The following is a 25236-nucleotide window of genomic DNA, read 5'->3' on the forward strand; positions in this document are numbered from 1 at the left end:
TATGAAAAAAGAAGAGAAACAATTATTTTCATATAAGCGTGGTTTTGACCAGCCTATATTTGTAAAAGAGTTATCGGATAATTTTAGTTTGCCTTTTGCGGTTGAGATGTCGACTTTATTATATTTTATCTTTTTTACTCCGATTTTCTTTTTTCTTTTGATGTCAGTAGGTTTTATTGAGTGGGGATGGTGCTTAGTTGTTAGTTCTGCTTTAGGGTGGCAATTGGGAAAAATTCTGACTAATAATAAAATCGATGGTAAAACGATAGTGATTTATCTTCGTGATTACATTTTTTATTTTTGGCATTATGGGAGATACAGTAAAAAGTATTATATAAATAAAGGTAAACAATATGTAAAAATAGAAAGGATTTATCGTGGAAATTACGAGTAATTACTGGGACTTTGCGGACAGTTTGATATTACGTAAAAATGGTGGTGTTTTTGCAGTCTTTGAAGTTCCTAGTGAAGTTTTGGTTACGATAGACAAGAGGGGACGTGAGCGGTTTAAACAAACCGCTTTTTCAGCTTTTAGTCAAATATCGGTCTATGGTGACTTTGAATTGCATACGATTCCTATTCCAATAGATTTGTATGAGCGATTTGAACTCTTGCGTCAAGATATTGACCAGGATAGCGGTACAGCTTCTTTAGCAAACTTGATGATGGATAGTCTGCAAGAAAAGATTGAGGATGAGATAGAGTTTTTGTTTGAGTACAAGCATTATATCTCTGTTCCATTGAAGTCAAACAATATCAGTCCAGACTTAGTTTCGACTTTAAAAGACAGCGTGTCTTTCTACAAAAAAGAAACGTTGAAGTTGCTTGGTCTGGGTGAATTACCTCCTCTAAATTGGTATGAGGATTGGCAACTAAAAAAGAATGCTTTGAAAAGTTCTTTACATCAGTTGAGGGTTCGTGAGGTTGAAAAAACAGAGTTGGAGTTTTTAGCTCGTTTGCAATTCTTACGAGGTCAATTTTATGACAAGGAAACAGAAGTAGATGCAATTAAGAATTGTATCGATAATATCGATGATACAAATATCTATTTTGAGAATCACAAAGTGTTGAGATTGGAGAATAAAGATGATGATAATTTGGTCGCTTGTTTTCCGATTGTAGACTATCCTCAAAATGTATCTTCGATTCATCTACAAGAAGAATTGCAGTTGCTAGATTTTCCTGTAGAAAGTATCTATAAAGTTGCGTTCTCGGCAGATAAGGGAGTTTCTTCTTCTAAAAAGAAAGCGAGAAATAAACGTAAAAATTTGGGGAATGTGGTTGCTGAAATTGAGGAAGATGGCGATATTCAACGTTTAGAAGTGCTAGAAGCTCATGAAATGTTGGTTGATTATCAAGAAAAGGTTGAAAGTAAAGAAAAAATGGTTGAATTTCTCCATTTCTTGGTTGTGACTGGCGATGATGAGGATGACATTGAGGAAAGATATGATATTTTAAGTAAGCTTATAGCTAACTTAGGAGGTTCTCTTGCAAGAGGTTATGCCGATAGGTTGTATCTTTTTTACAAAGGTCGCTTTACAGAATTGTTGGATAAAAAGCGTGAAAGTTATGTGCAATATACTTCTTTGGAAGGTTTCTGTCAGAATATGTTTTTTGTCACAAAAGAAGTAGGAAACAAGGTTGGCTTCCCCATTGGTCGAATAGACAATGAGATTGCGAGCTGGGGAGGTGACTTTGAGGCAGCTTTACAAGCAAGTAATCGTCTAGTCTTTTCAAACTTGCTTCAGGCGAATAAAATGGGGATTAAGGATAAGATTACCAATAATCCTCATGTTGCTATTACTGGAGCGACTGGAAATGGAAAATCGTATCTAACAAAATTGTTGTTTACCTTGAATAGTTTCTTGAAAATCAAGTCTGTTTATATTGATCCTAAAGCGGAAATGCGAAGTCAGTATATGAAGATTTTGAAGGAGTATGAGGAACAGAATATTTATGAAGAAGTTCAGGAGTATATCAAATCAATTCACTTTGTAACCTTGGATATGAAGGAAGATAGAAATATTGGAGTGCTAGATCCATTTGCTTATATTGACGAAAAGACAACGTTGACAGAAATTGCTTCAGTTCTGATCTCAACCGTGTTAGACAAAGAGGATTCTAAGAAATTGAAATCTTACTTGTTGGAAAATATTGACAAGGTTTGGGATAGGAAACAAAATGGAGAAACGGTTGGAATGTTACATCTTTTTAAGACTTTTGAAGAAGAAAAAGACGAAGATGTAGTACGAATTGGTCGTTATTTGTCAAAAATGGGCGAAAACACCTTGTTGAAACTGTGCTTCTCTGATGGCTCTAATAAGTCTTTGCAGTTGGACAATAAGATTACGATTTTTGAAATCGCTGGCTTGGATATGCCTAAGACTTCTAAGTATGAGGATATGACAGATACTCAATTACGAAGTCTTGCGGTCATGTACGGTTTAACGTTTTTCTGTGCTGATTTTGGAGAAAGAGATAGAACACAAGAAACCTTGTTGTATGTGGATGAGGCTTGGCAAATTTTGTTGACTCCTGTTGGTCGTCAATTGTTAGCGAGAATCAAGCGTACAGGTCGTTCGTTTAATAATTTCTTGGTTTTGGTAACTCAGTCTGTAAAAGATGTTTCAACTGAAGATGATGGTACAGGATTTGGGACAGTCTTTGCTTTCTCAGAAGATAGTGAAACGTCTTCGATTTTGGAACATCTTAAAATCAAAGAAGATGATTTGTCTAAGGCATGGGTTGAAAATCAGACGATGGGTCAATGTATCTTCTCGGACGTTTTTGGTCGAAGAGAAAGAATTACAGTGGATGGTACGATATATGATTCGATAACTCCATTGTATGCGACGGTCACAACGAATCTGAAGTCTACAGGTTAGTAAAGGAGAAAAGATGAAGAAGAAACTAGCTCTGTTTGTTTTTTTACTCTCTATTCTCTTTCCTTTGTTGGCTTTCGCAGATATAGGAACAGTTTCGCTTCCGAATGGTACATTATCTGAAACGCCAGCATTTGTAAAGGATAAATCTTCTTCGACAAGCTCATCCAGTTCTAGTGATGGCTTGACGCTTCCCAATAGCGGTAATACAGGTGCAAGTTCTAGTATTGTTAAGCCTAGTCCATCTGAAAATAAAGATCCTTTGGAAAAAATTACTGATGATACATTGAAAAGAAGTTCGGATGTTGTCGGTGCGAATGCCAATCAAGGTGTTGCTGATAGCGTTAAGGAAACTCAAAAAAAGCAAGAAGAAGAAAAGAAAAAGAAGGAAGAGGAAGAAAAAGCCAATACAAAATTAAGTTATGCCAATTTCAAGACAAAAATGAAACGCTTGACTAGCTATGCCTATTTTGACAAAGGTTTGTTTGGTCTTGGTGAGGTTGGGAATTACTGGATAAATAAAGTTGTTCAAGCTATTTTCTGGTTCTCTAAGTTTTTGTTTGGAATAATCGTAAGTTTAGTATCTGCGGTTGAAAAAATGACGGATGTATCGCCTTTCTTGAACAAAGTTGTAGAAATGGCAAGTGCTGTTTTCTCTGTTTTGTTTGGGGCAACGACAAAATATATTGCAGGTGTTTTTATGGCTGTCTATATTCTGTCTGTGTGGGTTAAAGGCGGACAAGTTTTCAAAACAGCTTTGAAACTTGGTTTGGTCTTTGCGCTCGTTGGTGGTTTTTTCACTAAAATTTCAATCAATGGCAGTCCTGAGCGTTATCTTCCTATTCATCTATATAATGTCACGGATGAGATTACAAAAGAATTTCAGACGGAGATTGTGAAAAAGGTGGGGACTGTAGATACGTCGATGGCTGAAAGCTATTTTAACTCAACGATTATCCCTGCTTATAAAAACATGAACTCAAAAAAAGATAGTGAGGGAAATTATTATCTTTCGGAGGAAGACTTCCAAGATTTGACCAACTATCAGGAAGGGAAAGGAAATTTCAAGTTATCGGATAAAGAAATAAAAGCCCTGACCAAAAAGAATGACAAAAACGAAACAGAAGATGTCAAAGGACAAAATTTGGTTGATGAATGGTCTGATAAGTTTACTTATGCTTTTACCTCGATTTTTGATGTTGTTGTAGTTGGTGTTGTGTATCTTTCAATGGGGCTAGGTCGAGTAGTGATTTTGCTTTCTTATGCCCTATTGTTATTGATTTCACCATTTGCTTTAATTTTAAGTCTTTTCCCACAATTTAGTCATTATTTTAGTGGTATTTCTAAAAAAGGTATCTCCTTCTTGTTGATTTCGTCTGCTATCAGTTTGGCAAGTGTCATTGTTCCAATCATTTATGGAAATATGTCAAGTTTCATAGAAGACTTTGGCGGAGGCCCTGGTCTTGTAGCAACGTTTTTGAAATGTATTGTGATTTACTGGCTATTTAGGAATAGAGACAACCTTCTATCCTTCCTGAATGGAAAGGGGAATCCTCTTTCTAGTTTGACAAGAGGTCGATTAGGTCGTCTAGGAAATGGGATGAACTTGCAAAGGGCAAAAACATTTGCGACGAAGGTTGGAGATAGAGTTCCTAACCGAGTCAAATCCTTAGCAAGAATCACCAAAAACAATGCTCAAAGATGGGTCGGTGACAAGGCAAAACCGTTGAAAAACTGGAATGAAAATCGCTTGGAAAAAAGAAGCAATCTAGCCAAAATGGAAATTCCTCAAAACGATGACTATATGGCTAGAAAGATAAAACGTGCTAAAAAAGTTGAATGGAGGAAGGCGCATAGACGAGAAATGCTTGACCGAGCTAAGATGAAAGTTGAGTATTTCAAAAACTATGGAGAAAAGGATAAAAATAAACGAAGTGTAAATAAAGAAAATTATGAGACTTTACAAAATAGAGTCCGTGAAAATATGTACAGAAAGCAGGAAATAAAAGGGCATACACCAAAGGCAAGAACATTTGAAAATGGTGTATGGAAGGCAACGGATGATTTACCATCTTTGAAACGCTTGGAACGTAAAGAAAGAATTCGCAAATTACAAAGGAAAAAAGGTAGACTTGGTTTACAAGAAAGGTTAGCTACGTAGATGAAAAAGACTAGACGAACCTTTGCCCTGCTTAGCTTTTTTCTACCGCTGCTTTCTTTTTTGTTTTTGATGCTTCTTCTTGGTGGACTGATTACGAGTTCTGCTGGTGGTTCGTCAGGTAGTACGACTGGAAAGAGAACACGTCTGACAGCTCAAGAAGTGGCTCAAAAAGCGAATATCTCTGTCGAACGTGCAGAAGATGTCATTAAAATTCTAAACTGGCAACTCTCAAAAGAGAAGTTCACTCTGGAAGGATCTAGTGGATCGCTTGCTAATGCTGAAAGAGAAAGTGACTTTGATCCTAAACTAACGAATCCATCAGGTGGAGTTGCTGGCTACTTTCAATGGTCAGGCTGGGATGGAAATACAATCAATGGTGATCGATGGGCGAATGCAAGCTCTCGAACGTTAGATAGTACAGTTCAACTAGAATTGATGTCCTATGAGTTGAATCATGGCTATAAAAAAGTAAAAGACTACATGCAAAAAGCAACTGATCCTTTTGAAAGTGCCAAGTATTGGTCTGAACACTATGAGGGGGTATCCTTATCAGACGGACAGACTAAGCTAGAAAAGCTGGAGAAGGACAGTAAGAAGTGGTATGAAGTCTTTAAGGGAACGATTGAATCGGATGGCTCGTCTAGTGGGAATGCGATAGCTGGTAGCTTAGATATTGCTCCTGGAGCTGTTGCGATGGAGATACCGAACGGATACTCCATTGATAAGGAAATCACTAAGGAAGGCTATATCACTCAATCCTATCCTTATGGTGAATGTACATGGTATGTATTTAACCGTGCCAAAGAATTTGGAATAGAGTTTGATCCATACATGGGAAATGGTCAAGATTGGGCGCATAAGTCAGGGTACGAAGTAACGAATACCCCTACGAAACATTCAGCAGTTAGCTTTCAAGGAAGGCAGGCAGGTGGTCATGAAACTTATGGTCATGTAGCCTTTGTAGAAGATGTGAAAGATGATGGATCTATTCTGATTTCAGAATGTAATTTTGTTCAAAGTGGGCAAGGTACTGGAATCACAGATTATCGTGTATTTAGTGCTGAAGAAGCAAGAAATTTTTATTATGTAATTGGAAAATAGAAAAAGAGGAAGAAATATGAATAAGAAATTAGTAACATTGTTTTCAGTAGTTATTTTGAGTTCGGCAACGACGACTTTTGCAGATACACTTTCACTTGGTGGTGATAGTAAGGTTGTAATTGATACGTCAAGTATTGTAGCGACTCCGCCGGCAGAAACAAAACCGACGGAGGAGAAACCAAAGGAAGACAAGTCGTCAACGGTTGTGATTGGTGGTGAAAGCGAGAAGCCTATTGATGATAAAACAGGTGGTATTGTTGTAACACCTACGGAAAAAGAAAAGTCAGCAGAAGCGCCTACAGAAAAGCCAGTACCTAAAGTGAATGATAATTTGAATTTGGGTGGTGATTCTGAGAAACAGCAGGAGAAGGACAATAAAGGCATTGTGGCTGATTCACCTACTCCATCAGAACAGCCGAAAGAAGAAACACCAAAAGAAGATAAGAAGCCTACTGTAGAAGATACTCCTGAAATTAAGGAGCAGAAACAAAAGGCAGAAGAAATTGTTGGAGTAAAAGAACAAGATACTCCGCAGCCATTAAATGTGAGCAAAGAAGAAATCAAAGAACAATCTATTGAAACCAATACTGGTCATACAGTTGTATCTACGAATCAAGGGAAAGTAGTCGTTGAAACAAGCGAAGGTGACTATCAAGAAAAAGAACCTTATGAAATTGGCGCTGTGAAACAAAAAGACGGTACAATCGCTTTGAAAGACAAAGAAGGGCAGTTAAAAGTTCTTCCGAATACTGGGACAGCAAGTACAATTTTTGCGACTATTTGGGGATTTGTAGGTTTAGTTGCGACAATTTGGGGTAGACGTAAATTGAATTAAGGTGGATAGTATGAAAGTAAGTTTACTAAATAATTAAGGTAGGGGTAACCTTACCTTTTTTTTGCTGTTTTAAGGAGTAGAAAATGGATCAAGTAAAATTGTTGGAAATGTATGCTGTAAGATTAGCTCAGAGATTGGGAGAGAATCAAAAGTGTTTGGAATTTACAGCTAGTCGTGATACTGGTTATGGGATTGAAACTATGTTAGTTGAGGTTAGAAGGAATAATCAGTATGTTCGTGTTGTTTATCATTATGAGGGTTGTCATGCCAACCAAAAATTACTAAAAAGACATTATGCTAGTGTGTTAGTTATAGAAGAATGTTCATTTGATTTTACGAGGGGAGAAGCCTATACTTATTTTCCTGATATAGAGAAATTGTTAGAAAAATTATGAAATAGCTTAAAATATGATAAGATAGAAAGGAGAAAAAATGATAGGAGACTATTCAATTATGGATTGGGTTACATTGGGTGGAATTTTGACAACGATAGCTTCGTTAGTAGGTATTGCGATTAAGTTAGCACGAGATAATAGTGGTCTTAAAGCTGAAATGAAGGCATTGTCAAAAGAGCGTGAAATGGAACATGCTAGTTTGTCTAGTGAGCATAAGGGCTTATCTAGTGAGCATAAGGGTTTATCTAGTGATCATAGAGGCTTGTCTAAAGAACATGATGCCTTGTCTAAGGAGCATGCTTCTATCAAAAAAGATACAGAATATATTTCTGATGAAATGAAATATGAAAAAATGGCTAGGGAAAATTTGTATAAAAACAGTACGAAGGCTAAAGAAATTTTGGAAACAATGGATTTTATGAAAGAAGTTGTATTACAAAATTCAAGGTTGACGGAAGAAGTTGGGAGATTGACAGTTGAGAATCAAGAACTATCTAAGTCTAAGCAAAATAATGAACTAGACAAAGTGTTACGTATTTTAGGAAGGATAGAAGGACAGTTAGCTTCTCTTGAAGGTTATCGTGGTACAGAAGAAGTACAAGTAGTTTTGAAACGTGTTGAAAGTGAATTGCTGGAATTGAATAACTAGCATAGAAAGAATGGCAAGTCAGGAATGGCTTGCTGTTTTTTGTCGTTTTATGGAGAAAAAAGTGAACATAAAGAAACCAGGATAGGATATAAAATTCGTATTTTAGGTCAAAAAGTTCAACCAGGTATTCAAAATTTGTTCGGAAATAGGAGAATAAAAATGGAAAAATCATATAATAATTATCCTGATATTTGTGTATCAAAGAAGGATTTAAAAGCAAATTATTTCCCTTCGATTAGTATTAAAACAATTGAAAGGAGATTAGACGAAAGTCAAAAGACGAAAGAATTTAAAGATATATCTTTTAGGACAGGACAAAAAGTATTGATTAATGTGAGAGGATTTTATCTATTTCTTCTGCATAGAGAGAGAGTTAGATATATTTGATTGGGAAAAAATGATATACTATAGTTATTGACTAGAGATATACTCATTTTTAAAAGGAGTATAAAATGTTTTTTAGAGAATTGGAGAATGGAAAATATAGATATTATGAAAAATATTTTGATTTAGAAGAGAATAAGTGGAAACAAGTTTCTATAACTTTAACTTCTAAGACAAGGCAAGCTCAGAAACAGGCAAGAATCTTGCTGGATGAGAAAATAGAAAAAAAGAGGGAGAACATAGAAAAAGAGAAAACAGAAGTAAGGAAAATAACAGTTAAGGAAGCCTATGAAGAATATTTAAAAATTCGAAAATCTGAGCTGAAGAGGAGTACTTTTAAGTCTCAGAAATACACTATTATTGGTGAGATTAGGAAATTGGAAGATTATTTACTGATGAATGTGACAAGTCGAATAGTTCAGAATATATTATTAGAATTGCCATGCTCTGCAGAACATAGGAAAAATAAGAAAGTTTTATTAAACTTGTTTTTTAAGTATTGCTTAAATGTTGGTTATATAAGTGAGAATCCTATTGATAATGTTGTTTTGCCAAAAAGGAAGAAGAATTTAAAAAAAGTCAGGAAGAAACAGAATAAGTATCTTACTAGAGCAGAAGTAGTTCAGTATCTTAATTTTTTAGAAAAAGAAGAAAAGAATCAACGAGTACGTTTGATTGTTGAATTTATGTATTTGACTGGATTACGTTTTGGAGAAGTTTTGGCTTTGACTCTTGAGGATATTGATTTTGGAAATAAAACACTAGAAGTTAAGCATACATTGCATACGAGCGGAAGTAAAGCAGAAATATTCCTAGATAGTCCAAAAAGTTTAGCTTCTTATAGAGTCATTGGTATTAGCGATAGAGTGTTAGAGATCATAGAAGAATATCTTCTCATTGAAAAAGAAGGGCGATTTATATTTACGAAAAATGGGAATCCTTTTATGATTTTTTCTTTTAATGATTTTTTGAAGAGAAGTTTTAAAAGAAGTGGAATTCAAAAAGAAGAGGATTTTGTATTGACTACTCATGTTTTTAGGCATTCACATATTAGTTTACTTGCAGAATTGGAAGTTCCAATCAAGGCGATTATGGAACGAGTAGGTCATACGAACGAGAAAATGACTTTGGGAGTTTATACTCATGTTACGGAGCAGATGAAGTTTAATATAACTGAAAAATTGGATAAATTGGACTTGTAAAAGCTAACCAAAAAGTAACCAAGAAATGTCTAAAAATGTCTAAAATAGTCCATAATCTTTGGAATAAGAATGTAGAAAAAGGCCTTTATGTCTATAATTGACGGTATTTGTCTAGCTTTTATTGAGGGAAATTGTTATAATAGTAGTAATTTAATAGATGGAGTTGAGTTTTGAAGAAAAGCTTTCGTGTAAAAAGAGAGAAAGATTTTAAGGCGATTTTCAAGGACGGAACAAGTTTTGCCAATCGAAAATTTGTTGTCTACCAATTGGAAAACCAGCAAAACCATTTTCGAGTAGGACTGTCCGTCAGCAAAAAGCTGGGGAATGCAGTTACCAGAAATCAAATTAAAAGACGAATCCGGCACATTCTACAAAGTGTAAAAGGGAGTTTAGTAGAGCATGTTGATTTTGTCGTGATTGCCCGAAAAGGGGTGGAAACCTTGGAATATGCAGAGATGGAGAAAAACCTACTCCACGTATTAAAGTTATCAAAGATTTACCAGGAAGGAAATGGGAGTGAAAAAGAAACTACAGTTGACTAGTTTGTTGGGCTTGTCCTTGGTTATCATGACAGCCTGTGCAACAAATGGTACAGCTAGCGATATAACAGCAGATTCGACAGACTTTTGGAGCAAATTCGTTTATTTTTTTGCTGAAATTATCCGCTTTTTGTCCTTTGACATTAGTATCGGAGTGGGGATTATCCTCTTCACAATCTTGATTCGGACGATTTTATTGCCGGTCTTTCAGACACAGATGGTTGCCTCTAGAAAAATGCAAGAGGCTCAACCACGCATCAAGGCTTTGCGAGAGCAATATCCGGGTCGTGATATGGAAAGTAGAACCAAGCTAGACCAGGAGATGCGTAAGGTTTATAAAGAGTTAGGAATCAAGCATTCATCCTCTCTCTGGCCAATTTTAATACAAATGCCGGTTCTCTTGGCGCTCTTTCAAGCCTTGAGTCGAGTTGACTTTTTGAAAACAGGTCACTTTTTATGGATTAATTTGGGAGGAGTAGATACAAGTTTTGTCCTTCCGATTTTGGCGGCAGTCTTTACCTTCTTGAGTAGCTGGTTATCGAATAAAGCTTTGTCCGAAAAAAGTGGAGCTACGACAGGGATGATGTATGGTATGCCTGTATTGATCTTTGTTTTTGCCATTTCCGCCCCAAGTGGTGTAGCCTTGTACTGGGCTGTATCCAATGCTTACCAAGTTTTGCAAACCTATTTCCTGAACAATCCTTTCAAGATTATTGCTGAAAGAGAAGCAGTGGCGCAAGCAGAAAAAGATTTAGAAGGCAAGAAGAGAAGAGCTTTGAAAAAAGCACAGAAAAAGAAAAAATAAGGAGGAATCTGGTAATGGTATTATTTACAGGTTCAACGGTTGAAGAAGCAATCCAAAAAGGATTGAAAGAATTAGACATTCCAAGAATGAAGGCCCACATCAAGGTCGTTTCGAAAGAGAAAAAAGGATTCTTAGGCTTGTTTGGTAAGAAGCCAGCTCAAGTTGATATCGAAGCCATTAGTGAAACGACAGTGATCAAAGCCAACCAGCAGGCCATTAAAGGGGTTCCAAAAGAAGTTAATGAAAAAAATGAACCCGTGAAAACAGTAAGTGAAGCAACTGTTGATTTGGGGCATGTAGTTGAAGCGATTAAGAAGATTGAAGAAGAAGGTCAAGGTGTCTCTGAAGAGGTCAAGGCTGAAATCTTGAAAAATGAAAAACATGCCAGCACGATTTTGGAAGAAACAGGCCATATTTCAATTTTAAATGAATTGGAACCAGAGAATACTACCGAGGAAGTGGAATCTGCTCCAGAAAAAGAAACTGAAACGCAGGAAACAACAAGCCAGTCTTTGGAAGATTTAGGCTTGAAAGTAGAACCAAGTTATGACATCGAACAAGTGGCAACAGAAGTAGCTAGCTACGTTCAAACCATTGTAGATGATATGGATGTTGAAGGGACGATTTCAAGCGACTACAATCGTCGTACCATCAATCTTCAAATTGACACCAACGAACCAGGTCGTATTATCGGCTATCATGGAAAAGTCTTGAAGGCCCTTCAACTCTTGGCACAAAATTATCTTTATAATCGCTATTCAAGAACTTTCTACATTACGATTAATGTCAATGATTATGTTGAACACCGTGCAGAAGTGTTGCAAACCTACGCTCAAAAATTGGCGAATCGCGTTTTGGAGGAAGGCCGTAGCCAGCAAACAGATCCAATGTCGAATAGCGAACGCAAGATTATCCATCGCATTATTTCACGCATGGATGGAGTGACTAGCTATTCTGAAGGTGATGAGCCAAATCGCTATGTTGTCGTAGATACAGAATAAACAAAATCAGGTTTGACCTGATTTTTTGCTAGAAAAAAGGAGAAGAGACCGATGATGGAAACCATCAGAAATTATCTATCTTACGCAGGAATCCAGTATCGTAATCCAGATAAGTCTGGGGATGAGCGAGAGAAGATGCTGGAATTGCGCCACAAAGGGCAGGAGGCTCGTAAGGCTTTTACAAATCTGGCCAAGATCTACCAAGCAAGTCATCCCGAATGGCAATTGCAACAGACTAGTCAGTGGATGAATCAAGCGCAGCGCTTGCGACCGCATTTCTGGGCCTATCTACAGAGAGAGGGGCAGGTAACAGAACCCATGTTAGCCTTGCGTTTGTATGGGGAACCCTCAGATTTTGGGATTTCCTTAGAAGTCAGTTTCATCGAGCGCAAGAAGGATGAGCAGACGCTGAGCAAACAAGCCAAGATTTTAGATATTCCGCCAGTAGAAGGAATCTATTATCTAGCATATACCGATGGTCAAAGTCAAAAGGTAGAAGCTAATGAAGAAAACCGTCTGCTCTTACGCGAGAAGGTGCGCAATCAGGAAATCCGTAAAGTTTTGGTCAAGTCAGATGTTTCCTTTATGGAAAATCAGTCAGAAGAAGCGATATTGGAGAAGCTAGAAGACGCTTATACTCGCTTGCTTCCGTACTATGAAGTGACGAGGGGATAGACAAATCAAATGTGATAGATGAACGCAAATTGTTTTATTGCTATTCTATACATTTTTTCATATAATAGTAAAATAGGATGTGTGATTCATTAATCACCTCAAAGAGAAAGGAAATTCTATGTCAAATCTATCTGTTAATGCAATTCGTTTTCTAGGTATTGACGCCATCAACAAAGCAAACTCAGGTCACCCAGGGGTGGTTATGGGGGCTGCTCCTATGGCCTATAGCCTCTTTACAAAGCAACTTCGTATCAATCCAGCTCAACCAAACTGGATCAACCGCGACCGCTTTATTCTTTCAGCAGGTCACGGTTCTATGCTTCTCTATGCCCTTCTTCACCTTTCAGGATTTGAAGATGTGAGCATGGATGAAGTGAAGAACTTCCGTCAATGGGGCTCTAAAACTCCAGGTCACCCAGAATTTGGCCATACTGCAGGGGTTGATGCTACAACTGGTCCTCTAGGACAAGGGATTTCAACTGCCACAGGTTTTGCCCAAGCAGAACGTTTCCTAGCAGCGAAGTATAACCGTGAAGGCTACAATCTCTTTGATCACTACACTTATGTGATCTGTGGCGACGGAGATTTGATGGAAGGTGTTTCAAGCGAGGCAGCTTCATACGCAGGTTTGCAAAAACTCGACAAGTTGGTTGTTCTTTATGATTCAAATGACATTAACTTGGATGGTGAGACAAAAGATTCTTTCACAGAAAGTGTTCGTGACCGTTACAATGCCTACGGTTGGCACACAGCCTTGGTTGAAGATGGGACAGACTTGGAAGCAATCCATGTTGCTATCGAAACAGCTAAAGCTTCAGGCAAACCATCTTTGATTGAAGTGAAGACTGTTATTGGATACGGTTCTCCAAACAAACAAGGAACCAATGCGGTACACGGTGCTCCTCTTGGAGCAGATGAAACGGCGGCTACTCGCCAAGCTCTTGGTTGGGATTATGAACCATTTGAAATCCCAGCTGAAGTTTATGCTGATTTCAAGGAAAATGTTGCAGACCGTGGTGCATCAGCTTATCAAGCTTGGACAAAATTAGTTGCTGATTATAAAGAAGCTTATCCCGAACTTGCAGCAGAAGTCGAAGCCATCATCGACGGACGCGACCCAGTTGAGGTAACTCCAGCAGACTTCCCAGCATTAGAAAACGGCTTCTCTCAAGCAACTCGTAATTCAAGCCAAGATGCTTTGAACCTTGTGGCAGCTAAGTTGCCAACCTTCTTAGGTGGATCCGCTGACCTTGCTCACTCAAACATGACTTATATCAAGACTGACGGACTTCAAGATGATGCCAATCGCTTGAACCGCAACATTCAGTTTGGTGTTCGTGAATTTGCAATGGGAACGATTTTGAACGGGATGGCTCTCCATGGTGGACTTCGTGTATACGGTGGTACTTTCTTTGTCTTCTCTGACTATGTGAAAGCAGCGGTCCGTTTGTCAGCATTGCAAGGACTTCCTGTGACTTATGTCTTCACCCATGACTCTATTGCGGTTGGTGAAGATGGTCCAACTCACGAACCAGTTGAACACCTAGCAGGTCTTCGTGCTATGCCAAATCTCAATGTTTTCCGCCCAGCAGATGCGCGTGAAACTCAAGCAGCTTGGTACCTTGCAGTGACAAGCGAAAAAACACCAACTGCCCTTGTCTTGACACGTCAAAACTTGACTGTTGAAGAGGGAACAGACTTTGGCAAGGTTGCTAAAGGTGCCTATGTTGTCTATGAAAATGCAGCTGACTTTGATACGATCTTGATTGCAACAGGTTCAGAGGTCAATCTAGCTGTCGCAGCTGCCAAAGAATTGGCTAGCCAAGGTGCAAAAGTCCGTGTAGTCAGCATGCCATCTACAGATGTCTTTGACGCACAAGACGCAGCTTATAAGGAAGAAATCCTTCCAAATGCAGTTCGTCGTCGCGTTGCAGTCGAAATGGGAGCAACCCAAAACTGGTACAAATATGTTGGTCTTGATGGTGCAGTTCTCGGTATTGATACCTTTGGAGCATCTGCCCCAGCACCAAAAGTATTGGCAGAGTACGGATTTACAGTTGAAAATCTAGTCAAAGTTGTTCAAAACTTGAAATAATCACAAAAATCAGAGTGAAAACTCTGATTTTTTATAACCATAAAAACAAGGTACAACCTTGTAAAAGTAGCTGAAATTTGATATAGTAGTTCTATGTAAAATACAAAGGAGAAAATAATATGGAAAATATTAGTCCAAATTTAACATTTGTGATCATGCTTGTAGGTATGTTTGCCTTGATGTTCTTTATGCAACGTTCTCAAAAGAAACAAGCTCAAAAGCGTATGGAAAGCTTGAACAAGCTTCAAAAAGGCTATGAAGTGATCACAATCGGTGGACTCTACGGAACAGTGGATGAAGTAGATACTGAGAAACGAACAATCGTACTGGACGTAGATGGTGTTTATTTGACTTTTGAATTAGCTGCTATCAAGACAGTGTTGCCACTCAAAGAAGCTGTGACACCAGAAGGAGCAGTTATCGACAAAAGTGGAGCAATTGAAGAATAAAACGAGATCCTATCACTCCCGTTTTTCTATGATATGAGAGGAAAAGGGATGAAAAAAATAGTATTTGTGTGCTTGGGAAATATTTGTCGCAGTCCTATGGCAGAGTTTGTGATGAAGTCCATGACGAGTGATTATCAAGTTGAGAGTCGTGCAACTTCGTCTTGGGAACATGGCAATCCGATTCATAAGGGAACGCAAGGGATTTTCCAGCAGTATCAGATTCCTTATGACAAAGACAAAACATCGCTTCAGATTAGCAGAGATGACTTTGAGTCGTTTGATTATATTATCGGTATGGATGCTTCAAACGTTTCAGCTTTGCGTCAAATGTGTCCTCAGGAACAAGAGCATAAGATTTATGCTTTTGCATCTGAAAGTGTTCCAGATCCATGGTACACAGGAGATTTTGAGGAAACCTATGCGCGCATCACAAGTGGATGCCAAAGCTGGTTAGACCGTTTAGAAAATGAGAATGACAATGGAAAAGTTTAAAGAAATCTTCGAAAAATATCGAGTATATCTAACTCGCCCTCGTATAGAGATTGCAACCGTTCTGCTAATCGCTATCTGTGCCGTATCAGTTTTTCTATTAAACACACCAAAAAAGGGTGTACTGACACTTGATAATGGTGCGCTTGTTTATGATGGAACCTTGGTAAGAGGAAAGATGAATGGTCAGGGGACTATGACCTTTGAAAACGGGGACCAATACACAGGAGAGTTCAATAATGGGGCTTTCAATGGTAAAGGAACCTTCCAGTCCAAATCTGGCTGGAAATACGAAGGTGATTTTGTAAATGGTCAGGCTGAAGGTCAAGGGAAGTTGACGACAGAGCAAGAAGTCGTTTATGAAGGGACCTTTAAGCAAGGCGTTTTTCAGCAAAAACAGTAGTCTCCAAGTTAGGAGACTATTTTTCAAAATCAGGGAGAAAGCGCTTTCCGCGCTTGAATTCGATAAATAACTATTAACTAGAAAAACTTTGTGAAATAAAAAAATTTTCTCCATAATTTCACAATCGTCCAGACAAAACTCTATTGCGTAGCTATATTGAGAAAAAAATCACAATCTCGGAAAAATTCTTTGTGAAATACTTATGAAACTGTTTACAAAGCATAAAAAAAGAGTTATAATAAACTTGTGAAAAAATTAACAAAGGATAACATCCTTAAAGGCTATGGAGGATAATATGGCTGATAAAAAAACAGTAACACCAGAGGAAAAGCAACTTGCTGCTGAGAAGCATGTCGACGGTCTCGTGAAAAAAGCCTTGGTTGCGCTTGATGAAATGCGCAAGTTGAACCAAGAGCAAGTTGACTATATCGTGGCAAAAGCTTCGGTTGCAGCACTTGACGCACATGGTATCCTTGCACAACATGCAGTTGAAGAAACTGGCCGTGGGGTATTTGAAGACAAGGCAACAAAAAACCTATTTGCCTGTGAACACGTAGTGAACAATATGCGTGGAGTTAAAACAGTTGGAGTTATTGAAGATGATCCAATTACAGGTTTGACAAAGATTGCGGAGCCTGTCGGGGTAATCTGTGGTGTCACTCCTACAACAAACCCAACTTCAACAGCGATTTTCAAATCACTCATTGCTTTGAAAACACGTAACCCAATCGTTTTCGCTTTCCACCCATCAGCTCAAGAATCATCAGCACACGCAGCACAAATCGTTCGCGATGCAGCGATTGCAGCTGGTGCTCCTGAAAACTGTGTTCAATGGATTACAAAGCCATCTATGGAAGCAACTGGAGCGCTAATGAACCACGAAGGTGTTGCAACTATTCTTGCAACTGGTGGGAATGCTATGGTTAAAGCTGCATACTCATGTGGAAAACCAGCTCTTGGGGTAGGTGCCGGAAACGTTCCTGCCTATGTAGAAAAATCTGCTGACCTTCGTCAAGCTGCTCATGACATCGTTATGTCTAAATCATTTGATAATGGGATGGTCTGTGCATCAGAACAAGCTGTTATCATTGATAAAGAAGTATATGACGAATTTGTAGAAGAATTCAAATCATATCACACTTACTTTGTAAACAAAAAAGAAAAAGCCCTTCTTGAAGAATTCTGTTTCGGTGTGAAAGCTAACAGCAAAAACTGTGCAGGTGCTAAACTAAATGCAAACATCGTTGGTAAACCAGCAGCATGGATTGCTGAACAAGCAGGATTTAGCGTTCCAGAAGGAACAAACATCTTGGCTGCAGAATGTGCAGAAGTAGGACCAAAAGAACCATTGACTCGTGAAAAATTATCACCAGTTATCGCTGTCCTAAAAGCTGAAGACACAGAAGATGGTCTTACAAAAGCTCGTCAAATGGTTGAGTTTAACGGACTTGGTCACTCAGCAGCTATCCATACAAAAGACGAAGAGCTTGCTAAACGCTTTGGTACAGAAATCAAAGCTATGCGTATTATCTGGAACTCTCCATCTACTTTCGGTGGTATCGGTGACGTATACAATGCCTTCATTCCATCATTGACACTTGGATGTGGTTCATATGGACACAACTCAGTCGGTGATAACGTGAGTGCGATCAACCTTCTAAACATCAAGAAAGTAGGGAAACGTAGAAATAATATGCAGTGGTTTAAAGTTCCTTCAAAAATTTACTTCGAACGCAATTCTATCCAATACCTTCAAACATGTGAAGATATTGAACGCGTTATGATTGTTACAGACAAATCGATCGAAAAACTTGGTTTTGTTCAACGCATTATTGACCAATTGAACAAACGCAGCAACCGTGTAACTGTCCAAGTCTTCTCAGACGTTGAACCAGACCCAGATATCACAACTGTAGAACGTGGTACTGAAGTAATGAGAGCATTTGAACCAGACACAATCATCGCTCTTGGTGGTGGTTCTCCAATGGATGCAGCGAAAGTAATGTGGCTCTTCTACGAACAACCACAAATCGACTTCCGTGACTTGGTTCAAAAATTCATGGACATCCGTAAACGTGCCTTCCGCTTCCCATCACTTGGTAAAAAAGCGAAATACATAGGTATTCCAACAACTTCAGGTACAGGTTCAGAAGTAACACCATTTGCCGTTATCTCTGATAAGAAAAACAATCGTAAATACCCATTGGCTGACTACTCATTGACACCAACTATTGCGATTGTTGACCCTGCTTTGGTTGAGTCAGTTCCAGACTTCATCGCTGCGGATACAGGTATGGACGTCTTGACTCACGCGACTGAAGCTTACACTTCAAACTTCGCTAACGACTATACAGACGGTATCGCCCTTCAAACAATCAAACTTGTCTTTGAATGGTTGGAAAAATCTGTTAAGACAGCTGATCCAGAAGCTCGCGAAAAAATGCACAATGCATCTACAATGGCTGGTATGGCCTTTGCCAATGCCTTCCTTGGTATGAGCCACTCAATGGCCCACAAGATCGGTGCGGTTCACCATACTGTTCACGGACGTACAAACGCAATCTTGCTTCCATACGTTATCCGTTACAATGGTACTCGCCCATCTAAGACGACTACATGGCCTAAGTATAACTACTGGAAAGCTGACGAAAAATTCCAAGATATTGCTAGAATGCTTGGATTGCCTCACTCAACTCCAGAAGAAGCAGTTGAAGCATACGCTAAAGCTGTTTACGAACTTGGTGTTGCAGTAGGTATAAAGATGAACTTCAAGGATCAAGGAATCGATGAAAAAGCTTGGAAAGACAGCTTGCATGAAATTGCCTTGCTTGCTTATGAAGACCAATGTTCACCTGCTAACCCTCGCTTGCCAATGGTAGCTGACATGGAAGAAATCATGGCAGATGCTTACTATGGTTATGCAGAACGACCAGGACGTCGCAAATAATTGTTTATCAGCCTAGAGACAGGAGAAATCCTGTCTCTTTTTTGTAAACTCTGAAAGCGTTGAAATTGGAGTTTCACCTTGAAATGAAGAGGATATGCAGATATTATAAAAGATTCTAGAGATATGCTTTGAAAATAAAAGAATGGATGAATAAAAAGGGGGAGAAAAAGTAGAAAAGCGGGAGAGAAAATCAACGCCCGTACTTGCAATTAAACTCAAATAGTTATATAATAGGTTTGTTGAAAGGTGATTTGTAGTGATTCAAGTTACTCTTTTCACAATAAAAATTTCATGATTTTCATAAGGAGGAAATCACTAATGGTAGTTAAAGTTGGTATTAACGGTTTCGGACGTATCGGTCGTCTTGCTTTCCGCCGTATCCAAAACGTAGAAGGTGTTGAAGTTACTCGCATCAACGACCTTACAGATCCAGTTATGCTTGCACACTTGTTGAAATACGACACAACTCAAGGTCGTTTCGACGGTACTGTAGAAGTTAAAGAAGGTGGTTTCGAAGTTAACGGTAAATTCGTTAAAGTTTCTGCTGAACGTGATCCAGAACAAATCGACTGGGCTACTGACGGTGTAGAAATCGTTCTTGAAGCAACTGGTTTCTTTGCTAAGAAAGATGCAGCTGAAAAACACCTTAAAGGTGGAGCTAAGAAAGTTGTTATCACTGCTCCTGGTGGAAACGACGTTAAAACAGTTGTATTTAACACTAACCACGATGTTCTTGACGGTACTGAAACAGTTATCTCAGGTGCTTCATGTACTACAAACTGCTTGGCTCCAATGGCTAAAGCTCTTCAAGACAACTTCGGTGTTGTTGAAGGATTGATGACTACTATCCACGCTTACACTGGTGACCAAATGATCCTTGACGGACCACACCGTGGTGGTGACCTTCGCCGTGCTCGTGCTGGTGCTGCAAACATCGTTCCTAACTCAACTGGTGCTGCTAAAGCTATCGGTCTTGTAATCCCAGAATTGAACGGTAAATTGGACGGATCTGCACAACGTGTTCCAACTCCAACTGGATCAGTTACTGAATTGGTAGCAGTTCTTGAAAAGAACGTTACTGTTGATGAAGTAAACGCAGCTATGAAAGCAGCAGCTAACGAATCATACGGATACACAGAAGATCCAATCGTATCTTCAGATATCGTAGGTATGGCTTACGGTTCATTGTTCGACGCAACTCAAACTAAAGTTCTTGACGTTGACGGCAAACAATTGGTTAAAGTTGTATCATGGTACGACAACGAAATGTCATACACTGCACAACTTGTACGTACTCTTGAATACTTTGCAAAAATCGCTAAATAATTCATGAGTCGATAAAAGCAAGACCTGTTGGTCTTGCTTTTTCTATTTTTAGATAAAACAAAATGGATGATTTAGCGGTCATCCATTCTTTTTTACTTCTCTCTCAAATGTATCAGAAAGGGCAGTGAAGCTAAACTCTTCTAGGGTGAGTGGATGGGTAAAGGACAGTCGAAAGGCATGGAGCATGAGCCGGCTTGTCTTTGATTGACTATTATAGAGAGGGTCGCCCAGGATAGGATGCTTGTGATGAGAGAGGTGAACACGAATCTGATGCGTTCGACCGGTCTTTAGTTTGCAACGAACAAGAGAAGTCTTATTTGGAAATTGTTTTAATCGGCTCACCTGGGTTTCAGCATGTTGCCCATTTTTGGGATCTACCACTCGTTTTCTGCGATCATGTCGATCGCGACCAATTTTATCTCGGAAGATAAGTTCTTTACTCCCTACTTGCCCCTCTACGAGAGCCCAGTACTCACGAGCGATTTCCTTTTTCTCCAATAAACGATTGAGAATGGGAAGGATAAAAGGATTTTTGGCAAAAAGCACTAAACCGCTTGTTTCCATATCCAGACGATGAACAACATAGCAAGTGTGACCAACGTAGGCAGAGACATGGTTGAGTAGGGCAATTTCATCTGGTTGATTGCCGTGAGTTTTCATGCCTTCGGGCTTGTTGACGATAATGAGATGTTGATCTTGATAAACTTCTTGAACGAGGTCTGGCTTGCCCCAAAGGATTTCTTTTTTGGGATAATCTTCCTCGTCAAAAGTCAACTGGCAAATGTCCCCTGGTTTGACCATCTCGTTCCAGTGAACTTCTTTGTGGTTAATTAAGATGTTCTTCTTTATTCTCAAAAAATGGCGGATTTTTCTAGGAATGAGGAGTTGTTCCTCTAAAAATTGTTTGACCGTCATTTGAGGCAAGGATTCGGGTAATGTAAATGTGAATTGCATACAGATATTGTAACAAAAAAAGCCCTATTTGGATAGGGAATAGCTAAATTCTTGAGTTCCTATGGTGAAGATGATAAAATAAACGCATGAAATTAGATAAATTATTTGAGAAGTTCCTTTCTCTTTTTAAAAAAGAAACGAGTGAATCAGCAGGGTCTGATTCTACTAGTATGCGTCGTTCACGGAGCGATAGAAAAAAATTAGGCCATGTAGGTCCGATTCGGAAATTCTGGCGTCGCTATCATTTAACAAAAATTGTTCTTATCATCGGATTGAGTACAGGATTGCTGGTGGGCACCTATCTGTTTGCTATAGCCAAGTCTACCAATGTCAATGACTTGCAAAATGCCTTGAAAACGCGAACTCTGATTTTTGACCGCGAAGAAAAAGAGGCAGGAGCCCTATCAGGTCAAAAAGGAACCTATGTTGAGCTGACAGATATCAGTAAAGACTTGCAGAATGCTGTCGTCGCGACAGAGGACCGTTCCTTTTATAAAAATGATGGGATTAACTACGGTCGTTTCTTTCTAGCTATCCTTACAGCGGGTCGTTCTGGAGGCGGTTCTACCATCACCCAACAGTTGGCGAAAAATGCCTATCTTTCCCAGGACCAGACCGTTGAACGGAAGGCCAAGGAGTTTTTCCTAGCTTTAGAATTGACAAAGAAATACAGCAAGGAGCAAATCCTTACTATGTACCTCAATAACGCCTACTTTGGAAATGGAGTATGGGGCGTTGAAGATGCAAGTAAGAAATATTTTGGTGTATCGGCTTCACAACTAACGCTTAATCAGGCGGCTACTCTAGCAGGGATGCTCAAGGGACCAGAATTGTACAATCCATTAAATTCTGTTGAAACTTCGACCAACCGTAGGGATACTGTTTTGCAAAATATGGTTGCAGCGGGCTATATTGATAAAAATCAAGAAACCGAAGCGGCTGGAGTAGATATGGCTTCTCAACTGCAAGATAAGTATGAAGGCAAAGTTTCGGATTATCGTTACCCGTCCTATTTTGATGCAGTTGTCAACGAAGCAGTTTCCAAGTACAATCTCACAGAAGAAGAGATTGTCAACAACGGCTATCGAATCTACACAGAGCTTGACCAAAACTACCAAGCAAACATGCAGGTTATTTACGAAAACACTTCGCTATTTCCAACGGCAGAAGATGGAACGCATGCCGAATCAGGTAGTGTTGCTCTAGAGCCTAAAACGGGTGGAGTGCGTGGAGTTGTTGGCCGTGTAGCTGGTGATGACAAACCAGGCTTCCGCAATTTCAACTATGCCACTCAGTCTAAGCGTAGCCCAGGCTCAACTATTAAACCTTTAGTCGTTTATACACCCGCAGTAGAAGCAGGATGGGCCTTGAACAAGCAACTGGATAATCATACGATGCAGTACAACAGTTATCAAGTAGATAACTATGCGGGTATTAAGACATCTCCAGAAGTACCTATGTATCAGGCCTTGGCGGAATCACTCAACCTGCCAGCTGTTGCGACTGTAAATGAATTAGGTATTGACAAAGCTTTTGACGCTGGGGAGAGATTTGGTCTGAATATGGAAAAAGTTGACCGAGTTCTTGGAGTTGCTCTTGGTGGAGGTGTGGAAACGAATCCTCTCCAGATGGCGCAAGCCTATGCAGCCTTTGCTAATGGAGGTCTAATGCCTGAAGCGCATTTCATCACTCGTATTGAAAATGCCAGTGGTCAGGTCATCAAGAGTCATAAAAACTCCCAAAAACGAGTGATTGATAAGTCTGTAGCTGATAAAATGACCAGCATGATGCTAGGAACATTTACCAATGGTACAGGAATTAGTTCATCACCAGCGGATTACGTTATGGCTGGTAAAACAGGTACGACTGAAGCTGTTTTCAACCCAGAATATACCAGTGACCAGTGGGTGATTGGTTATACTCCAGATGTGGTAATTAGCCACTGGCTTGGCTTCCCAACGACAGATGAGAACCATTATCTAGCAGGTTCGACCTCAAATGGAGCAGCCCATGTCTTTAGAAGTATGGCTAATACCATTTTGCCTTACACTCCAGGTAGCACTTTTACAGTTGAGAATGCTTATAAACAAAATGGGATTGAACCAGAAAATACGAAAAAGCAGGTTGCTGAGAATGAGACAAACCAGTCTGAGGACCCGATAGGAGATATTCGTAGTCGTGCACAAAATCTTGTAGATGAAGCAGGCCGTGCGATTTCAGAAGCTAAAATAAAAGAAAAAGCCCAGACAATATGGGACTCAATCCTTAATCTATTTCGTTAAGAGGCTTGTCAAAGCCTAGGTTTCTTGTTATAATAGATAAGATGGAGGCGTTATGGCACTAAAAAAAGCAAGCCTAGCTTGTGCAGTTTGTGGTTCAAGGAATTACTCAATCAAAATTAGTGGGAACCCCAAGCCAACACGACTAGAAGTAAATAAATTTTGTAAACATTGTGGAAAATATACGACACATAGAGAAACGAGATAGGAGAGAACGATGGGTTTTATTAAGGATATTTTTAAACTTCTTAAAGAAACAACTTGGCCAACTCGCAAAGAAAGCTGGAGAGATTTTCGCTCTATTATGGAATACACAGCCTTCTTTGTGGTCATCATTTACATTTTTGACCAGTTGATTGTATCAGGTTTGATTCGATTTATTAACATTTTTTAGAAGAAAAGTGGAGAAGTTCTGCTAACTTTCTTCTATATATGTATGAAAGGAAATATCATGGATAGTTTTGACAAGGGATGGTTTGTTCTACAAACTTATTCTGGCTATGAAAATAAGGTAAAAGAAAATCTATTGCAACGTGCGCAAACATATAACATGTTGGATAACATTCTACGTGTCGAGATTCCAACACAAACCGTGCAAGTTGAGAAAAATGGAAAGAAAAAGGAAATTGAAGAGAATCGCTTTCCAGGTTATGTCCTTGTAGAAATGGTCATGACCGATGAAGCATGGTTCGTCGTTCGAAACACACCTAACGTAACAGGATTCGTCGGCTCACACGGTAACAGATCAAAACCAACTCCACTTTTGGAACAAGAAATCCGTGATATTCTGGTTTCAATGGGACAAACTGTTCAAGAGTTCGATATTGACGTTGAAGTTGGCCAGACAGTTCGCATCATTGATGGCGCTTTTGCAGATTACACAGGTAAAATTACTGAAATTGATAACAACAAAGTGAAGATGATTATCTCTATGTTTGGTAATGATACGATTGCAGAAGTGAATCTCAACCAAATTGCAGAATTATAACCCTAGAGAGGCTTTGCCTCTCTTTTTATGTTCCGTTGAGGGAGAAAGAAGTATAGAATAGAGGAAGTAGACCCATGGACTTGTGTATTTTGCTAAACTAAATGCAGAAAGGAGAGGTCTATGAATCTAAAAGACTTATATGAAGAAAGCAAGGGAATCGTCCATAAGTGTCGAAAAGACTATCATTTGCATCTGTGGGAGAAAGAGGACTGGGACCAGGAAGGCATGTTATGTCTGTATGAGCTGGTGAGTCGCAATCCAGAGTTACTAGAGGGCGAGCGCCATCGACTTTATGTCTGCTTTAAAACAAAGTTTAGAAATCGTATCCTAGATTACATCCGTAAACAGGAAAGCCACAAACGCCGTTTTGACAAAGAACCCTATGAAGAGGTGAGTGAGATTAGCCATCGTCTAGGAGAAAAAGGACTCAGGCTGGACGATTATTATCTCTTTCACGAACTTCTAAAGAATTACAAATCAAAACAGAGTATGGAAAAACAAGAATTAATAGACCGTCTCATGGGAGGAGAAGTCTTTAGAGGACGTAAAGCTCTCCTGAGAGAACTTTCCCTAATCTTTTCAGAATTTCGGTAAAGAGGAAAAAAAGTCCTTGACAAAGGTAAAAAAGTAGGTATAATAGAAAGAGTTGAAAAGCTCAGGTCCGTTGGTCAAGGGGT

The 25236-nt window shown here is 39.1% G+C and carries 25 protein-coding genes; 24 read left to right on the forward strand and 1 reads right to left on the reverse strand.

The window, feature by feature from the left end; translation table 11 throughout:
- Position 1 precedes the first annotated feature (1 nt).
- The 19 genes from Q4443_RS08420 to gap all read left to right on the forward strand — a co-directional run bounded on the left by Q4443_RS08420 (position 2) and on the right by gap (position 20338).
- Positions 2–394: a TcpE family conjugal transfer membrane protein gene (locus Q4443_RS08420; protein ID WP_303408285.1), complete on the forward strand. Its 393-nt coding sequence runs from the start codon at positions 2–4 to the stop codon at positions 392–394.
- Positions 378–2885, forward strand: a complete 2508-nt coding sequence (locus Q4443_RS08425; protein ID WP_303408286.1) for an ATP-binding protein — start codon at positions 378–380, stop codon at positions 2883–2885. Before Q4443_RS08420 ends, Q4443_RS08425 begins: the two co-directional genes overlap by 17 nt.
- A 13-nt stretch (positions 2886–2898) precedes the next feature.
- Positions 2899–5043: a type IV secretion system protein gene (locus tag Q4443_RS08430; RefSeq protein WP_303408287.1), complete on the forward strand. Its 2145-nt coding sequence runs from the start codon at positions 2899–2901 to the stop codon at positions 5041–5043.
- The gene (locus tag Q4443_RS08435; protein ID WP_303408288.1) at positions 5044–6144 is read left to right on the forward strand and encodes a phage tail tip lysozyme; all 1101 of its coding nucleotides are present in this window, start codon (positions 5044–5046) and stop codon (positions 6142–6144) included.
- 16 nt (positions 6145–6160) lie between these two features.
- Positions 6161–6979: an LPXTG cell wall anchor domain-containing protein gene (locus Q4443_RS08440; RefSeq protein ID WP_303408289.1), complete on the forward strand. Its 819-nt coding sequence runs from the start codon at positions 6161–6163 to the stop codon at positions 6977–6979.
- An 83-nt stretch (positions 6980–7062) separates the two neighbouring features.
- Positions 7063–7374, forward strand: a complete 312-nt coding sequence (locus Q4443_RS08445) for a hypothetical protein (protein WP_303408290.1) — start codon at positions 7063–7065, stop codon at positions 7372–7374.
- Positions 7375–7432: 58 nt separating this feature from the next.
- Entirely contained in the window at positions 7433–8023 is a 591-nt protein-coding gene (locus Q4443_RS08450; RefSeq protein WP_303408291.1) for a hypothetical protein, read from the forward strand.
- A 159-nt stretch (positions 8024–8182) separates the two neighbouring features.
- Positions 8183–8410, forward strand: a complete 228-nt coding sequence (locus tag Q4443_RS08455) for a hypothetical protein (protein WP_004244165.1) — start codon at positions 8183–8185, stop codon at positions 8408–8410.
- Between the two features lie 65 nt (positions 8411–8475).
- Positions 8476–9609, forward strand: a complete 1134-nt coding sequence (locus tag Q4443_RS08460) for a site-specific integrase (protein WP_303408292.1) — start codon at positions 8476–8478, stop codon at positions 9607–9609.
- A 170-nt stretch (positions 9610–9779) separates the two neighbouring features.
- Entirely contained in the window at positions 9780–10151 is a 372-nt protein-coding gene (gene rnpA, locus Q4443_RS08465; protein WP_000748120.1) for a ribonuclease P protein component, read from the forward strand.
- Positions 10126–10953 (forward strand): membrane protein insertase YidC, encoded by an 828-nt coding sequence (locus Q4443_RS08470; protein WP_162837405.1) that lies wholly within the window; start codon positions 10126–10128, stop codon positions 10951–10953. Before rnpA ends, Q4443_RS08470 begins: the two co-directional genes overlap by 26 nt.
- A 14-nt stretch (positions 10954–10967) precedes the next feature.
- Positions 10968–11954 carry an RNA-binding cell elongation regulator Jag/EloR gene (jag, locus tag Q4443_RS08475; protein WP_303408293.1) on the forward strand — a complete coding sequence of 329 codons (987 nt, stop codon included), beginning with the start codon at positions 10968–10970 and terminating at the stop codon, positions 11952–11954.
- A 51-nt stretch (positions 11955–12005) separates the two neighbouring features.
- Positions 12006–12629, forward strand: a complete 624-nt coding sequence (locus Q4443_RS08480) for an HI_0552 family protein (RefSeq protein ID WP_303408294.1) — start codon at positions 12006–12008, stop codon at positions 12627–12629.
- A 118-nt stretch (positions 12630–12747) separates the two neighbouring features.
- Positions 12748–14724, forward strand: a complete 1977-nt coding sequence (gene tkt, locus Q4443_RS08485) for a transketolase (RefSeq protein ID WP_303408295.1) — start codon at positions 12748–12750, stop codon at positions 14722–14724.
- A gap of 128 nt (positions 14725–14852) precedes the next feature.
- Positions 14853–15173 carry a preprotein translocase subunit YajC gene (gene yajC / locus Q4443_RS08490; RefSeq protein ID WP_303408300.1) on the forward strand — a complete coding sequence of 107 codons (321 nt, stop codon included), beginning with the start codon at positions 14853–14855 and terminating at the stop codon, positions 15171–15173.
- Positions 15174–15221: 48 nt separating this feature from the next.
- Positions 15222–15665, forward strand: a complete 444-nt coding sequence (locus Q4443_RS08495) for a low molecular weight protein-tyrosine-phosphatase (protein ID WP_303408296.1) — start codon at positions 15222–15224, stop codon at positions 15663–15665.
- Positions 15652–16065, forward strand: coding sequence for an MORN repeat-containing protein (locus Q4443_RS08500; protein WP_000410449.1), 414 nt, complete (start codon positions 15652–15654; stop codon positions 16063–16065). The genes Q4443_RS08495 and Q4443_RS08500 overlap by 14 nt, the downstream gene beginning before the upstream one ends.
- Positions 16066–16360: 295 nt before the next feature.
- Complete coding sequence (adhE, locus tag Q4443_RS08505) at positions 16361–19012, forward strand: bifunctional acetaldehyde-CoA/alcohol dehydrogenase (protein WP_247954866.1); 2652 nt, start codon at positions 16361–16363, stop codon at positions 19010–19012.
- A 318-nt stretch (positions 19013–19330) separates the two neighbouring features.
- Complete coding sequence (gene gap, locus Q4443_RS08510; RefSeq protein ID WP_000260681.1) at positions 19331–20338, forward strand: type I glyceraldehyde-3-phosphate dehydrogenase; 1008 nt, start codon at positions 19331–19333, stop codon at positions 20336–20338.
- A gap of 78 nt (positions 20339–20416) precedes the next feature.
- Here the strand turns inward: gap and Q4443_RS08515 are convergent, their stop codons facing one another.
- The gene (locus tag Q4443_RS08515) at positions 20417–21292 is read right to left on the reverse strand and encodes an RluA family pseudouridine synthase (RefSeq protein WP_303408297.1); all 876 of its coding nucleotides are present in this window, start codon (positions 21290–21292) and stop codon (positions 20417–20419) included.
- A gap of 86 nt (positions 21293–21378) precedes the next feature.
- Between Q4443_RS08515 and pbp2a the strand changes: the two genes are divergently transcribed.
- The 5 genes from pbp2a to Q4443_RS08540 all read left to right on the forward strand — a co-directional run bounded on the left by pbp2a (position 21379) and on the right by Q4443_RS08540 (position 25153).
- On the forward strand, positions 21379–23574 hold the full coding sequence (gene pbp2a, locus Q4443_RS08520) for a penicillin-binding protein PBP2A (RefSeq protein WP_303408298.1): 2196 nt from the start codon (positions 21379–21381) through the stop codon (positions 23572–23574).
- Between the two features lie 52 nt (positions 23575–23626).
- Complete coding sequence (gene rpmG / locus Q4443_RS08525) at positions 23627–23779, forward strand: 50S ribosomal protein L33 (RefSeq protein ID WP_001809375.1); 153 nt, start codon at positions 23627–23629, stop codon at positions 23777–23779.
- A 9-nt stretch (positions 23780–23788) separates the two neighbouring features.
- Complete coding sequence (gene secE, locus Q4443_RS08530) at positions 23789–23965, forward strand: preprotein translocase subunit SecE (RefSeq protein ID WP_000505776.1); 177 nt, start codon at positions 23789–23791, stop codon at positions 23963–23965.
- A gap of 57 nt (positions 23966–24022) precedes the next feature.
- Positions 24023–24559 (forward strand): transcription termination/antitermination protein NusG, encoded by a 537-nt coding sequence (gene nusG, locus Q4443_RS08535; RefSeq protein WP_000376728.1) that lies wholly within the window; start codon positions 24023–24025, stop codon positions 24557–24559.
- A 120-nt stretch (positions 24560–24679) separates the two neighbouring features.
- Complete coding sequence (locus Q4443_RS08540) at positions 24680–25153, forward strand: hypothetical protein (RefSeq protein WP_049501155.1); 474 nt, start codon at positions 24680–24682, stop codon at positions 25151–25153.
- The last annotated feature ends 83 nt before the right edge of the window (positions 25154–25236 follow it).

This window comes from Streptococcus sp. GP0011, from assembly GCF_030546305.1.
In the GTDB taxonomy this organism is placed as follows: Bacteria; Bacillota; Bacilli; order Lactobacillales; family Streptococcaceae; genus Streptococcus.

Bases quoted from the DNA above. Each gene is read 5' to 3' on its own strand.
- Q4443_RS08420 (WP_303408285.1), top strand. From the start codon at position 2: ATGAAAAAAGAAGAGAAACAATTATTTTCATATAAGCGTGGTTTTGAC.
- nusG (WP_000376728.1), top strand. From the start codon at position 24,023: ATGGATAGTTTTGACAAGGGATGGTTTGTTCTACAAACTTATTCTGGC.
- rpmG (WP_001809375.1), top strand. From the start codon at position 23,627: ATGGCACTAAAAAAAGCAAGCCTAGCTTGTGCAGTTTGTGGTTCAAGG.
- tkt (WP_303408295.1), top strand. From the start codon at position 12,748: ATGTCAAATCTATCTGTTAATGCAATTCGTTTTCTAGGTATTGACGCC.
- Q4443_RS08435 (WP_303408288.1), top strand. From the start codon at position 5,044: ATGAAAAAGACTAGACGAACCTTTGCCCTGCTTAGCTTTTTTCTACCG.
- Q4443_RS08500 (WP_000410449.1), top strand. From the start codon at position 15,652: ATGGAAAAGTTTAAAGAAATCTTCGAAAAATATCGAGTATATCTAACT.
- Q4443_RS08440 (WP_303408289.1), top strand. From the start codon at position 6,161: ATGAATAAGAAATTAGTAACATTGTTTTCAGTAGTTATTTTGAGTTCG.
- Q4443_RS08495 (WP_303408296.1), top strand. From the start codon at position 15,222: ATGAAAAAAATAGTATTTGTGTGCTTGGGAAATATTTGTCGCAGTCCT.
- Q4443_RS08460 (WP_303408292.1), top strand. From the start codon at position 8,476: ATGTTTTTTAGAGAATTGGAGAATGGAAAATATAGATATTATGAAAAA.
- Q4443_RS08445 (WP_303408290.1), top strand. From the start codon at position 7,063: ATGGATCAAGTAAAATTGTTGGAAATGTATGCTGTAAGATTAGCTCAG.
- secE (WP_000505776.1), top strand. From the start codon at position 23,789: ATGGGTTTTATTAAGGATATTTTTAAACTTCTTAAAGAAACAACTTGG.
- Q4443_RS08450 (WP_303408291.1), top strand. From the start codon at position 7,433: ATGGATTGGGTTACATTGGGTGGAATTTTGACAACGATAGCTTCGTTA.
- gap (WP_000260681.1), top strand. From the start codon at position 19,331: ATGGTAGTTAAAGTTGGTATTAACGGTTTCGGACGTATCGGTCGTCTT.
- Q4443_RS08455 (WP_004244165.1), top strand. From the start codon at position 8,183: ATGGAAAAATCATATAATAATTATCCTGATATTTGTGTATCAAAGAAG.
- Q4443_RS08430 (WP_303408287.1), top strand. From the start codon at position 2,899: ATGAAGAAGAAACTAGCTCTGTTTGTTTTTTTACTCTCTATTCTCTTT.
- jag (WP_303408293.1), top strand. From the start codon at position 10,968: ATGGTATTATTTACAGGTTCAACGGTTGAAGAAGCAATCCAAAAAGGA.
- Q4443_RS08515 (WP_303408297.1), bottom strand. From the start codon at position 21,292: ATGCAATTCACATTTACATTACCCGAATCCTTGCCTCAAATGACGGTC.
- adhE (WP_247954866.1), top strand. From the start codon at position 16,361: ATGGCTGATAAAAAAACAGTAACACCAGAGGAAAAGCAACTTGCTGCT.
- Q4443_RS08540 (WP_049501155.1), top strand. From the start codon at position 24,680: ATGAATCTAAAAGACTTATATGAAGAAAGCAAGGGAATCGTCCATAAG.
- Q4443_RS08480 (WP_303408294.1), top strand. From the start codon at position 12,006: ATGATGGAAACCATCAGAAATTATCTATCTTACGCAGGAATCCAGTAT.
- pbp2a (WP_303408298.1), top strand. From the start codon at position 21,379: ATGAAATTAGATAAATTATTTGAGAAGTTCCTTTCTCTTTTTAAAAAA.